This is a genomic window from Streptococcus sp. 20925_1_77 (assembly GCF_041432125.1).
In the GTDB taxonomy this organism is placed as follows: Bacteria; Bacillota; Bacilli; order Lactobacillales; family Streptococcaceae; genus Streptococcus.
On sequence record NZ_JAPVZB010000002.1, the window covers coordinates 195,757 to 209,478 of the forward strand.

Genomic DNA, 13,722 nt, shown 5'->3' on the forward strand with positions numbered 1-13,722 from the left:
ACTATAAGTGATCTCGATGTTTTTCGTACCACTCCCTGTATTCTTTATACGTGTTGATCGGAGTTTGCTCATTTGTCTTTGGATCTGTTGCAATAACATCTAATTTATCCTGACCAACTGGCGCAAACCAATGGCGCATATCTTGGAAAATAGCTTCCGGATCATTGTAGTCTCCTTGTCTAACTACAATAAAGGCTAATCCTCCATTCCTCTTAAAATATTCAGGATATTCTTTAATAAAATTTAGCTGAACGTCTTTTCTTACTTTAAAATTCTTTCTGTAAGATAAATCATAATAGCTTATAAAACCGTACTCATTAGCTATATCAGCTAGATTGGTATAAGAAAATGAAAAAGGGCGCCATTTATATTCTGTCTTATCTTCAGGAAGTGCCCGTGTGATCTTCTCACTTTCTAAATCTAAAGCAACTTCTTTTTTATCTTTATCGTTCTCCTTATTTACCAAAGAAAGAACCATATAATCTCTACCATTATCCGAATATCCTCCTCTTGCCTGAAAGTCCAGTTTGTATCTCTGATCATAGGTTTGTAAAAGCTCGACCACGTTAATCGTTTTCGGTGGATTCTTCAAATGATTAAGATCATAGACATCAAATGATAATCCAACCGGTTGATTAGATCCGCTACCAATAAACTTATCTGTAGTTGCAACATAATAATTGGATAAAACAAAAGATCCATTAGCTCCACTCGTCTCATAATAAACATAGCGATTCTGAGATCCAAAAGTTTCGATTCTTTCTACCTTTGTTTTAACAATCTGTACTTCATGGTCTTCCTTCCACTGAACATATTTAGGCCAGACATAGGAATAAGCAGAGTAGGCAAAGAGAGCTAACAAAATCAAACTCACAATCGCCTTAGTTCGAAAGCTGAGGGCCTTTAGGTATTTCATTCGATTAACATTCTCCTATCTATTGTTAGTTATTAATCAATTCTCTAGTTTATCCACAAACTGTTTCGATTAAACGAGGGGTTGGTATTACTCCGGCAATTCTATCTTCAAACACATATCTGTTGGTTGCAATACTTTCTGAACAGCTGCGAGAAAGGCCAAACCGTTATCAGATGGGGAATATTGGAAAGTAATATGGATGATTTTTTTATCAAAGTTGTCACCATATCGCTCCACATACTGCTTGCTTTCGAGGAAGTAGATGTAGTTGTTGAGTTTTTCTTGAAGTTTCAAGAGATGTTCCTCTTCTAATGACTCAATCCATTTGTTTTCATCAATCAACAACAACTCTAGATGGTCATCAGAGACCCCCATCGCATCGATGCTTGTAACGTCTAGTACAATTTTCTCAACGGTTTTAATGGTTTTTACTACCTTTGGTGGATTATAGTATTTTTCCTTGAATTCCTTAAGGATCTTCTCTACTTTTTCTTCATCACACTGCCTGTATTCTGGATTACGTTCTAATACATTACACAAACCTTCATAGGTATACGTACGTTTCTGCTCATCTGATAGGTGGGAAGTGCTTTCTATAATATTTCTTACTAACTCATCTGTTTCAATAACAAATGGAACATTATAATAATTCGTTACAAACCATTTTTGATTAGAAATATATTGAGTGACCTTCTTTAATTTCATTAAATCATTAGATAAGCTAAAATCTTTCAAGATATCAAAGATTCTGCTCGCTATATCCCTATCACCTTCCGCATACAAAGGATATAAGCAATATTCTATTAGTACTCCAATATCTGTACTGTCAAGTTCATAAGAATCCCTTTGCCATATACGATATTTTGGATTTGTGCCTAAAAAAGCTTCTTCCTCTTTTCCTTCTTCCATCACACTACGATAAAAATTAATAAAAGATTCATATTCTTTAGGCTTTGGTGATTCATATATTTTCATTTAATTACTCCATTGGTTAATTCTAAAAATTCCTTCAACTTGCTCAATTTCATTAGTGCCAGGCTTATAGACACGTGGATTTTTGATTTCATAATAGCCTTGACGTTCAATCGCAGATAGAAAATCATCAAGAGAGCGTTTCCGCTCCCCTTTTTACTCTGGCAATTCTACCTTCAAGCTCATATCCGTCGGTTGTAACACTTTCTGAACCGCTGCGAGAAAGGCCAAACCGTTATCAGATGGAGAATACTGGAATGTGATATGGATGACTTTTTTGTCAAACTTATCACCGTATCGTTCTACATACTGCTTACTTTCGAGGAAGTGAATGTAATTATTAATTTTTTCTTGCAGAATTTCCAGATGGACTGCTTCTATCTCTTTCTCCCAGCCAACTGGATCCACCAGAAGAAGCTCTAAATGACTATCAACTATACCAATTGCATCAAGTTCGCTAGGTTCCAGTTCTGAAACAATGGCTTTGGTGACAATTTGTCTAAATTCCTCTGCTGTGAAAAGACAACGACTATTTTCAGGATTTTTCAAAATAAAGGAAGGATGATCTTCGATGAAGAGCTTATCGGATTCATCTTGTGTATATTGCTTTTTAGATTTCCAAAAACCATAATCTGCATAATTCATCAACTCTTTACCAGTATGTTCTCCAGACATATAACTATCTGCAACTTCTTTGGGGATTTCTTGAACTACTTCTGGCATGGTAATATTAAAAGTTGGATAACGCAAGAAATACTTATCACCATCTTGACAAATTTCCAACATGTCTTTTTGACTTAAATAAATAGTTTCCATTCTACACCTTTATTATTTGACAATCATCTATTAACTAAAAAGAGAAGCTAACTAATGAAACTTTATATGAAGTTTTTGAATTTTTTATTTATCAATATTTTAAATAGGCCAGTGCCCTGTTTCAGCATAAATCATGACCTCATATGCTCCTCTAGAAGATTCAAATGCCTTATCCATCAATGCTTTTGTAATAGGATAGAAAACCTCTGGCCCCATGGCTCCTCCATTTTCTTTAAAGAAACCAATTTCGTAATATCCGTCTGTCTCATATACAATAAATCCATTGCCTCTATGTACAATCGTATCCGATTGATTATAATCTTCTAACTCATCTGCCTTAGGCCAACGGTGATGTTCACAATAAAACATTACCTCTAAAGATTCTTTGTCTGATTTTGAAACACATTCTGCTAATTCCTGGCTAATGGGAAAGTTAAGTACTTCTTTCCCCCTACTCCATAGGATCTGATAATCATTGTTGTTATTTAATATCGTACAATTTTTGTATTGCTGAATTTCTATTGTCATACAACACCTTTTACATTGTTTTATCATTTCTAATCATTCTATTTCTGAAACATCTAACTATATATGAGGTTATTTTATCCAAAATGTTGATTTTATCAAAAGAAAAAGTCGCTCTATTGCATCATTTTCATTTATAAATTTATCTCTAATCCAAATATCTTGGCGCTCATTAATCTCATACACCATATATTGTTTAGACTTCTCATCGTAATAGTAGCCCAAGGTAAATTGTCCTTCAAATCGTTCATTAAGCGCAATATGAAATATCCCTATCTTATCCCTTTGTTTATTAATGAAATTTACTAATTCTTGTTTTGTCATTTAAAATTCTCCACAACTCTCACATTCAATATGGTGTTTGCTATAGTTCTACTACCTTAGGTGGATTGTAGTATTTTTCCTTGAATTCCTTAAGAATCTTCTCTACCTTTTCCACCTCATAATACTTGAAAGAAGGAATTGATTTAATATTTCCAATTAATCGAGCATAATATCCACTAGTTTTTAACTCGTTAGGAAGTTTTTCTATTGTATCAAGTATAAGAGGAACTAATTTTCTTGTATCAATTTCAAAAGGAAGAGGCTCATATTCCGCCAGAATGAAATCTTGAAGCAATAAATATTATGTAACTTGCCATATTTTCTTTTCATCAATACTTAAAGAGAACTCTTTAAATATCTCAAATGTCATTTTCTCTATATCTTTATCACCTACTACATATAGAGGGAATAAACAATATTCCATCAACACCTGAATATCAGTGTATTCTGTTATCATTGAGTTGCGTTGTTGAAAACGATACCTAATATCCTCTCCAAGAAATGCTTCTGCTTCTTTCCCTTCCTTCATTATTTCACGATAGTCTTTTACAAAATTTTGATAGTTTTCTTTATTTTTCAATTTATATGTCTGCATTTATTTACTCCATAGGTTAATTCTACCTATTCTAGGTATTACTCGGTCTATTGTTGAATCTTGGTATTAAAACATTGTCTTATTATAGCATAAAATGAATACAGAAAAATAAAATGGAGAACTTAAGGAAAAAGAAAACCACCTAAAAAACTATCAGATGGTAAACTTTTCAAACATGAACAGACAAATTAGTTTTTTAGAATGTCAGTTTTGTGATAACTTCTGCAACATCTCAGGTGAAATAGGGTCTACGAGAACGTATTTTGCATCCAACATATAGATTCCCTCGGTTAACGACTCTAAGAATTGTCGATAAGGAACCTCGGCTAGTTTTTCACCATCGGCTGTCATAATGAATAATCGTGCTACTGCAACCTTACTTCCTCGATACTGTTGCAAATATTGAGGTTCCAACTCAGGGTATGCTGGTAGGACTGTCCGCGATTCACCATTTAGATAATTGATAGGGATAATGATATCCTCACCATCCTGCTCTACTTTAAAAACTTGCTGCTCAGAGTAATAAGCATTCAACTGTTGGGTGAAGCGCAAGCGCTGGTCATAACTATTTAAGAGTTGATCATCCGGTACATGGATAATCTGCCCTAGATAGAGTTCATTGATGTAAATAGGACGTTTCACTCCCATAATTTCCACGATAGGATGATCTTTTACTTCCTTAGTCAATTCTGAAAGAGCTGATAAGAAAATATCCGTGAAATGAAAATCAAGAATGGAATCTTTATCATACTCCATGCCATCATGTTCACACACACTTACATCTAAGATAAGGAGCAAGGTTTTCAAGAACATCAAGGCCCCAGTCCAGTCAGAAGCTGTCGCCAAATCTGGAACAGATACCTGATAGGCTTGACCGTAAAAAGCTAGACGGAAACGTAAACTAGACTTCCCTTTGACTCCAAACTGAACAGAATGGAAATCCGAAATAAGAGAGTCTGCAGATGGCTTTAATCCTGCATCCTTAGCGGAAACGCTGTAACATTCAAAGAGTTCTGCTTGAAGCACCTCACCAATTCTTAGTGATTGCTTGCTTTTTATTGTAAAATTAACTGATTTCATATTTTTCTCCTTCGGTCTACTGGCAAATCCTTTCTACGACGTAGAATCGTTACTTCGCTGACAGGGATTTTTCCTGATACATACGTGATAAAACCGTACTTATCATCCATCAATGACGCACCATCTGCTATATTGTTTTCATTTAAAAATTCTTTATCAGAAACCAATATTTGCACATAAGAATCAGGTGCCGTAAAATCATCATCTCCACGCTTGTGACCAGCAATTGCAAATTCCTGACCTTTATATAGGACACGATCATAAACCGAATACCTCTGACTAACCTCACTATAAGGCACAAGCTTCCCGTATACGCCTTCTCCGGCATCATCTACATAGAAACTATAGGGAACGTAGCCTTCTTCCAACATCGCTGGATCTTTTGAAAGAAGGATATAGTCATTTATATAATTCACAAAATTCGAGTATAGTTTGTTTTGATAAACGAGAAATTCTTTACGCATACTAACCCTCCATAAACTGTCATATTAACTACCTTTATCTTCTTTATAATCTCCCAAACTAAGCAGAGATTTATAGGTATACTTCATTCCTTCTCCTTCTTATCTGCAGCCCCTTGTATATTACTCAGTCGGGTCCTCACAAACAAACCGTAAATCTATTACCTACTATCATACCGAAATACAGTTTGAAGTTCAAGTTAGTCACTAGCTAGGGAAATTGGATAAGCAAAAAGAGACCACAGGGTCTCTAATTACCAATTTTAAAATTACCGAAGAAAATGACATACATTATTTTGAAATCTACTTCAACTAGATATTAAATGATTAAGTCTACGTTTTTAAACTTATGGGTTACCTTCTGGTAAAAGTGGGGATAAATGATCAAGAATTTCTTTTGGACTTCTATCACCATTAAAAGTTGGATAATATGCACTATCCTTTTCTTTTAAAATTTTGTAAGCCTTTGGATATTCCTTCTGAATAGGTAGATCTTTATTTTGGTCAAATAATTCATTTTTGATGTTTACAGTATTATAGTTCAAATCAAGACCATAATGTAACAATTTATCTCCTGGTGAAGAATCACCTTGATAATTTTCATTAATTGAATAATATAATCCTTCTATTTTTTTGCTGTCCTTCTGATAGTCAATGAATTTTCCCGTTTCCAAATCTAAATAATATGGTTTAATTTCTGTCTTAGAGACCGGAATGCCATTCACCTTTTTTTCTATAGTCTTTTGAATATTGACCGATAACACTTCTTTTCCGCTAGGCAGTGTATTTAAAGATGGACCAACTGTACTTAATCCCCAGCCTTCACCTTTTTCTCGAAGCCATTTTAATACATCAACCTCTTTCTTTTTTAAAGTTTGATCTTTTGTATCATAGATTAATAAACGATAGGTACTTCCACCTTTTTTGCGCGACAACGTTTTAAAATTCTCTCTAATGATAAAACGTTTACCTGCCATGATAACATCATTGTTATGATATTCAACCTTACTTTGTGGATCGTTCTTAAGGTGCTTACGAATTTGTTTATCTTCTTCCGGATCTTTACTAACCCACTTTGCTACGACGCCCTTATCTCCTAGAAATTCATAATCACCAATTTCGAAGTCACCGCTATAAGTGTAAACATTATTGTAATAATGTTCTTTTTCTTGTTTATCTTGGTAGTATTTCCAGACAAAAAATCCCAAAATTGCAACAAAAATCGTGGACAATATTGCAATCTTTTTAAAACTCTTCATACCTTCTCCTTCTTATCTACAGCCTTTGCATATTGCTCAGTCAGATCCTCGCAAATGAACTGTAATTCTATTCCCTACTATCATACCGAAATACAGTTTGAAGTTCAAGTTAGTCACTAGCTAGGGAAATTAGATACACAAAAAAATCCACTCACTCAGGGTGAAATGGATTGTTTCTTTATTAACGGTTCAACAAGAAATTGAACAATTTTTCGACAATTTTTACGACCAACCAGCATAAGAATCCGATATAGCTGAAATAGAAAATGAGTGACAAAATCGTAATAATCATGGTTTCCTCCTTCGTCGATTGCAAGTACTTGTCTTATTATACCTTTTTATGCAATCGAACTCAATAGAATTTTGAAAATTGTCTGATTATTCTTTTTCTTCTTTAGCTTCTTTGGTGTCTTGATCGGCTTCTTCACTGCCTTTATTGACAGCAGTCTTAAACTCAGCAAACATTTTGCCGATGGACTGGCCCAACTCAGGCAGGCGTTTTGGTCCAAAAATCAAGAGGGCGCCCAGGATGATGATGATCAAACCTGGTGCTCCAATATCACGTAAAATTCCCATTAGTTTCTCCTTTTTCTTGAATAGATGACTTTACTGATGGCGACACTGACTTCAAATAAGAGGATCAAAGGGAGTGTCATGGCCAAGTCACTGATAAAGTCTGCAGGGGTTAGCACGACGGCTAAGACCAGCAGAACAAAGTAAGCGTAACGTCGGTAGGTTATTAAAAACTGTGGTGTCAAGATCCCAATCGAGGTCAGAAAAGCGACCAAAACTGGTAACTCAAACAAGACCCCTAAAGGCAAGGTGGTGTGCCATAAGAAGGTTAAATAATTTTGTGCCGTCAATTGGGTATCAAACAGCCCTTCTCCCAAGCGCATCAGGACCTCTAAAATAGCTGGACTGACAAAGAAATAACCAAATGCAAGCCCCAGTACAAAGCAAATAAAGCTAGCTGGGATGTAGGCAAAGACTGCACGCGCCTCTTTCTCCTTCAAAGCCGGCCTTACAAATTGCCAAACCTGGTAGACAATAAAGGGCAGGGTCAGGCTAAAAGCCGTGAGATTAGCGAGCGCTACATAGATCCAGAGGATATCATTCGGTCCCAGTACCAGCAGTTTTTGATGGAAGCTAGCAGTCAAGGCTTGGTAGAGTTCTCCACCAAATACAAAAGCCACCAGAAAGACGATAATATAACATAAGACCACTGCGAACAATCGTTTTCGAAATTCGACCAAATGTTCAACAATGGTCATTTCATCTGCTCTACTCTTTGTCATGTTGTCTCACCGTAACGAGTGCGATCAAGGCCACAAAGATTCCTTGAGGAAGAAGAACTTCCCAGCTTGGATAGATGCCCGCCCAATCGATGGTTGGAAGTCCATTGACCAAATGGCTAGGGAGGATATTGGTCAACTGCAGGGCGTGAATGCTGACACCGAGCATCTTGAAGGCCAAGGCGTAAATCAACCACGTCAAAATGAAAAAGATTCGATGAGGTTGGATAGCTTGACTAGCCTTAGTCATAGCCACTGCAATGATGATGAGAACGGCTATGGCAAACCCTATTCCCAGTAAGAAATTCGCGGTTGTAATCCGCGGAATGATCCCGACATAGAAGAGAATAGTCTCAGCCCCTTCACGAAAGACTGCTAAGAAACTGAGGGCAAACATCGAGACAAAGCTTCCTGTAGCCGTCACGGTCTTCATCTGACGGTCCATAAAGGCATTCCACTGTTTGACAGAGGACTTGCTGTGGAGCCAAATTCCAATGAGGATCATCATGACCACAGCGAAAATCCCAACGCCACCTTCAATGATTTCCCGGTTAGAGCCCGAAGTAACGGCTGGAAAAGCTACTTGCAGAACAAGAGCGATCGCTGCACTGGCAAGAACACCAGCAAGAGCTCCACCATAGACCCATTTGAGGCCTTTCCTCATCTTAGCAGCCTTAAGGGTCATCACAAGGGCCATGACGATCAGAAGCGCTTCTACTCCTTCACGTAGAAGAATCAACATGGCATCAAAAGCGTTGTAAGAAGCTGTCGTATCAATCGCAGACAGGTCCCTGATCAAGGCTTGTAATTTCTCTTGATAGGTCTTTTCTTTCCCCTTAACCATAATGACCGGGGATTCACTCTCTACGCGCGTGTAGAGACTTGGATTGGTCGTGCTGACATCCCCCTCAATGGTTGGCCAGATGGTGATGAACCGCTTCATAGTTGCTGCAGCAGATTTATCGTCGCCGGATTGGAATTGGCTTTGCGCCTTCTCCAAAAGCTTGATCCCATCTTTCAGTGTCAAATCCGTACTGGCACTGCTAATCGCTTCTCCTTTTACAAAGGCATCAATCCCATTTTTGAGGTCATCATAGGAGGACTGGATGCTGGTGAAGTCGGTAGGCTCTGTTTCAATGCTACTACGTAAGAGCGAAATGGCCGTCTCGATTTTGCCATAGTAGGCTGTGCTGTGATCCCTTACCACTGCTTCGTTTCGTGTCCAGGTATTATTGAGATCTGCATAGGTTTGACGGGTTTTATCCAGATCCTTAGCTGTAATGGCATCTTGTAAGTTCTTAAAATAAGGAGCGAGTCGACTCACGAGTTTGTCTTTTTCCGCCTCTAAATCGACCGGATTTTGCTCTTTTTCAAAAGCTAGCAAGGCTAATGAGATCTTGGTGAGATCCTCTTTGGTTACCTCCCCTTTTATAGCTAGAGCTTGGCTAACTTTTTTTCCTGCCTTGGAATCATGGTGATCTTTGGATTCAAAATTATCCTGAATCTCAGCGATCAATTCCTTGGCCTTATCCTGGTTCTTATTTTCTACAGCGGTTGTTGCATCTGTGATCTTGATAAAGAGATCGCTATAAGATTCCGCAGCCACTGGATAAGTCCAGAACAAGGCAAGAAGGCCTAACAAGATCAAGAGTTTATTCAAAGAGTGCTTGACCAAGGTAGCCTCCTTTCTCTACACCTGCAAAGCAAGCAAAGAGTCCACTTCCAATATGGGTGATGTACTCGTTCATTTTATCCTCTGCACCTAGATTGGTTTGGATTTTAACAAAACTGTTTGGATCTTTTTGAAAGGCGATAAAAATCAAGCCTGCATCAAATTGCCCAGTCTGTTCATTGATGCCATCCGAATAGGAATAGGAACGTCGTAAAATCGGACGATCCACTTCTTTGGCCAAACGGACATGTGAATCTACTGGTAGTTTAGATAAATCTACTTCATCAAATTCGTTGGTTTTCCCAAATGGAGCGCCTGACTCCTTGTAGCGACCAAAGGTGTTTTCCTGCTCCTGCAAGTTGGTCCGGTCCCAAGTTTCCAAATGCATTTGGACAAGTCGAAGAGCCATATAGGAACCACCCTTCATCCAGTCCTTACTGTCAGTCCAGACGACCTTATCAAAGTCCTTCTCCGTCGTGACATTTGCTGTTCCATCTTTAAAGCCAAAGAGGTTACGCGGCGTTTCTTTTCGGTCACCAATCGCTGCAAAACCGGACTTGCTCCACTTCATGGTGATGGTATTGCGACCCTTGCGGATGAGATTTCGGACCGCATGAAAGGCTACTTGCTCATCGTCGGCACAGGCCTGAATGACGATATCGCCACCAGTGTATTTGTCCTGCAACTGCTCCTTTGGAAATGGAGGCAAATCACGAAAGAGCTTTGGACGTTTGGACTCCAAACCTAATTTCTTGAGAAAGCTAGCAGAGATACCAAACGTCAGACTCAAGCGATAGGGGTTCAGTCCTACTGTTTCACCTGTATCTGTTGGCGGCAAGAGGGCATTAGCGCCATCTTTTTTAACCAACTGCCCTTCGACTAATTTACTACTGTAATCGGTCCAGTCTTTAAAGAGCTGGATGACTTCTTTTTTGTCCGTCGTGTGAAGATCCAGCACCACCAAGTAGCAAGCCTTCTGCATGGCCGTCGTAATCCCGGCTTGATGCTTGCCATAAAAGGAGATGTCTTCATCCCCATCATAAGCTTTTTTACTAGAACTGTCTTGATTAGCGAAAAAAGCAGATGCACCAGAGAGGCCCAGTGCTAGACCAGCCCCTCCAATACCTGCTTTTTTAAGAAATTCACGACGGTCCATTTTTTTATCTAAAAATTTTTCGTCAGCCATTTTTCTTATTTCCCATCTAAAATCACACCCATTTGAGACAAAGGTTCACCAAGTTTGGTCACCGCTTCGGCCAATTCTTTGGTATCTTCCTTGGTCAAATCTGTGTAAGACTTGTAATTTGTTTCATCAGTCATGTGTTTGTCCAATAAATCATTGACATTTTTGAATTCTGCTTCCAAGGTTTTAACCAACTTGGCATCTTTTTTCTCAATCAAAGGTTTAAAGAGAGAGAAAATCTTTTCAGCTCCTTCAATATTGGCACGGAAGTCGTACAGATCTGTATGAGAGAAGACTTCTTCTTCACCCGTGATCTTTTGCGTTGCCACTTCATTTAGCAGATCAACAGCCCCAGTTAGCATCACATCAGGAGTCACATCAACGGTTGCGATCTTAGCTTTCAACTCCTTGATATCGTTCACCAGTTGGTCTGCATATTTGTCTGTGCCATCTGTGGTATTCTTTTCCCAAAGGATGCGCTCAATCCGGTGGAAGCCAGACCAGCCTTCTTCTGATTTATTTTCATCCACATAGTCCACCAAACGGTAGTCAATCTTCACATCAGACTCCCCAAAGGTTTCAGCAATCGGTTCTGAGCGTTCATAGGCCATGCGGATCAAGGGATATTGTTTTTTAGCTTCTTCCAAATTCCCAGCTTTTAGGGTATCTCGGAAACCTTCTGTATCCTTGAGCAATTGGTCGATTTGCATTTCAACAAAGTCTTTGTATTCAGCTGTCGCATTGTCCAAGGTCTTCTGGTCAGCCTTTGACAACTGAACCGTTGAGCTGGTTTGCGTCTTTTGACTCGACTGTTTGCTAGTAGAATTTGCACACCCTGCTAAAAGAGCAACACTCAATAAGAGTAGACTATATTTTTTCATTAAAGACTTCTCCTCTTTTGTTCTTGGACTTATTTTACTGTTCTTGGACTTATTTTACCAGAAGTTTTCTCATTTTTCAACAATTGTCTGAAAATTTAATAATAGAAAGACTTTTCTAAGAAACTGTCTTTTACAAAAGAATATCCTTGACTCGTCCAATTTCAGATTCTTTCACCACCACAAAGATGCTATCACCTAGATTCAAGCGGGTCGCACCATTGACCGTATAGCTCTTACCACTTCTCATTTGCGTAGTAATCAAAATATCTTGGGGGAGTTCGAGTTCATGAACTTGTTTTCCTGCAATCTTTTCGGATACGGGAATCTCAATCAAGGTCAACTCTCCTTCTTCTTGCGCCTTATCAGGTAAGAGTTGCTCCAGCATGGCTTCATAGACTGGCGCACCATGGAAGAGATCCATAATCATATAAGCTACCAAGGTGACCATCCCTAGTGGCATTAAACTACGAATATCACCGACCATCTCTGTTACTAAAATCATAGCTGTTAAAGGAGCTTTCGAAATAGCCCCAAAATACCCACTCATTCCTAAAATAATGAAGAGAGGTAATTGATTTTGAGAGATAAAGCCAATGTTTTGGAGGAAAGTTCCAACGATCGCGCCTAAAAGAGATCCTAAAGCTAGAATGGGCAAGAAAATTCCACCAGGTAGACCACTACCATAGCTCAACATACTCCAGATAAAACGGATCGTAAAATAGAGAAGGATGGTCAGCACTGGATACGGTACTCGAGCTAAATCCAAAACCAATTGGTTCCCGCCACCAAGAATTTGTGGAAGGAAATAGCCGATTGGAATAATCAAGACAAAGGCAAATAAGGAAGAGTAATGAGAGGGAACATGAAAAATCTTCTCAAGTAAACGATACAATCGACCGATATTCAGCACCACTACTTCATAGACATAACCTGCTGCCCCCAAAAAGACTCCAAGAAAAAGGTAAATCCAGTACTGAGACAAATGGAGTGGCGGTATATTTTGCGGCATATGAAGTACGGGTGTTTGACCAAAGACATTGAGTGAAATAAAATTAGCAGTCAGACTAGCGGCCAAGGTCGAAATCCAAAAGAATCGAGAAAAATGATGGTAGACTTCTTCCACGACAAATAAAAGTCCTGCTATAGGTGCATTAAAGGCTGCTGCAAGACCTGCAGCAGCTCCACTTGCAATCAAAGACCGCTCCTCAACTGGGCTGACCTTCAAATGATGGGCCACTCCTTTTCCACACATAGCCCCTAATTGAATACTAGGACCTTCACGACCAAGCATTAAGCCACTTCCAATGGCTAAGACACCTAGAATATACTTCTTCCATATGGTATCCCACCAGCTCACTGCCAAAAGACCCTTGAGCTCTGCTTCGACTTGCGGAATTCCTGATCCCTTGATATCCCGATTGGTGCGAATGAGACGACCAGCAATCAGTACGATCACTCCATATCCCAACAGCATCGCAAGCAAATAAAGTGGTTGACCAGACATCTCCTTGTAGACGCCTTGAACAAAATGGAAAATATGTTCGATTAAAAAACGAAAACTCGAGACGATACAGCCTACAACGATCCCAACCAGAACACCTCTGACAATATGTGCCACAATCGAACTAGAGGCAAAACTAAATTCATTTTTTAAGGCTTCTTCTTTTTCAGACATTCCCTAACTCCTTCAAACTCTTATCCTATTCATTATACCTTATTTCACTGCCTCTGCATACATTCAAAGAC

General features: G+C 38.7%; 14 protein-coding genes and 1 pseudogene. All 15 read right to left on the reverse strand.

Features of this window, described 5'->3' with window-relative positions:
- Position 1: 1 nt before the first annotated feature.
- The gene (locus O3626_RS02250; RefSeq protein WP_371495007.1) at positions 2-916 is read right to left on the reverse strand and encodes a hypothetical protein; all 915 of its coding nucleotides are present in this window, start codon (positions 914-916) and stop codon (positions 2-4) included.
- 87 nt (positions 917-1,003) lie between these two features.
- On the reverse strand, positions 1,004-1,891 hold the full coding sequence (gene ifs, locus O3626_RS02255) for an NAD glycohydrolase toxin immunity factor (RefSeq protein WP_371495009.1): 888 nt from the start codon (positions 1,889-1,891) through the stop codon (positions 1,004-1,006).
- Positions 1,892-2,044: 153 nt separating this feature from the next.
- The gene (locus tag O3626_RS02260) at positions 2,045-2,704 is read right to left on the reverse strand and encodes a DUF6572 domain-containing protein (RefSeq protein WP_371495011.1); all 660 of its coding nucleotides are present in this window, start codon (positions 2,702-2,704) and stop codon (positions 2,045-2,047) included.
- 99 nt (positions 2,705-2,803) lie between these two features.
- Entirely contained in the window at positions 2,804-3,232 is a 429-nt protein-coding gene (locus O3626_RS02265; protein WP_371495013.1) for a hypothetical protein, read from the reverse strand.
- A 69-nt stretch (positions 3,233-3,301) separates the two neighbouring features.
- A complete protein-coding gene (locus O3626_RS02270) occupies positions 3,302-3,553 on the reverse strand; it encodes a hypothetical protein (protein WP_371495015.1) in 252 nt (83 codons plus the stop codon).
- A 40-nt stretch (positions 3,554-3,593) separates the two neighbouring features.
- Positions 3,594-4,148 (reverse strand): annotated as a pseudogene (ifs, locus tag O3626_RS02275) (NAD glycohydrolase toxin immunity factor).
- Between the two features lie 204 nt (positions 4,149-4,352).
- A complete protein-coding gene (locus O3626_RS02280; RefSeq protein WP_371495017.1) occupies positions 4,353-5,228 on the reverse strand; it encodes a DUF4299 family protein in 876 nt (291 codons plus the stop codon).
- A complete protein-coding gene (locus O3626_RS02285) occupies positions 5,225-5,692 on the reverse strand; it encodes a hypothetical protein (protein ID WP_371495019.1) in 468 nt (155 codons plus the stop codon). The genes O3626_RS02280 and O3626_RS02285 overlap by 4 nt, the downstream gene beginning before the upstream one ends.
- Positions 5,693-6,036: 344 nt before the next feature.
- Positions 6,037-6,948, reverse strand: coding sequence for a hypothetical protein (locus O3626_RS02290; protein ID WP_371495021.1), 912 nt, complete (start codon positions 6,946-6,948; stop codon positions 6,037-6,039).
- A gap of 378 nt (positions 6,949-7,326) precedes the next feature.
- The gene (locus tag O3626_RS02295; RefSeq protein ID WP_003007243.1) at positions 7,327-7,524 is read right to left on the reverse strand and encodes a twin-arginine translocase TatA/TatE family subunit; all 198 of its coding nucleotides are present in this window, start codon (positions 7,522-7,524) and stop codon (positions 7,327-7,329) included.
- Complete coding sequence (tatC, locus tag O3626_RS02300; protein ID WP_070586191.1) at positions 7,524-8,243, reverse strand: twin-arginine translocase subunit TatC; 720 nt, start codon at positions 8,241-8,243, stop codon at positions 7,524-7,526. Before tatC ends, O3626_RS02295 begins: the two co-directional genes overlap by 1 nt.
- A complete protein-coding gene (locus O3626_RS02305) occupies positions 8,230-9,915 on the reverse strand; it encodes an FTR1 family protein (protein ID WP_371495024.1) in 1,686 nt (561 codons plus the stop codon). The genes tatC and O3626_RS02305 overlap by 14 nt, the downstream gene beginning before the upstream one ends.
- Positions 9,893-11,098 carry an iron uptake transporter deferrochelatase/peroxidase subunit gene (gene efeB, locus O3626_RS02310; RefSeq protein ID WP_371495026.1) on the reverse strand — a complete coding sequence of 402 codons (1,206 nt, stop codon included), beginning with the start codon at positions 11,096-11,098 and terminating at the stop codon, positions 9,893-9,895. Before efeB ends, O3626_RS02305 begins: the two co-directional genes overlap by 23 nt.
- A gap of 5 nt (positions 11,099-11,103) precedes the next feature.
- Positions 11,104-11,976, reverse strand: coding sequence for an iron uptake system protein EfeO (gene efeO, locus O3626_RS02315; RefSeq protein WP_371495028.1), 873 nt, complete (start codon positions 11,974-11,976; stop codon positions 11,104-11,106).
- 130 nt (positions 11,977-12,106) lie between these two features.
- Entirely contained in the window at positions 12,107-13,651 is a 1,545-nt protein-coding gene (locus O3626_RS02320; RefSeq protein ID WP_371495030.1) for a chloride channel protein, read from the reverse strand.
- Between the last annotated feature and the right edge of the window lie 71 nt (positions 13,652-13,722).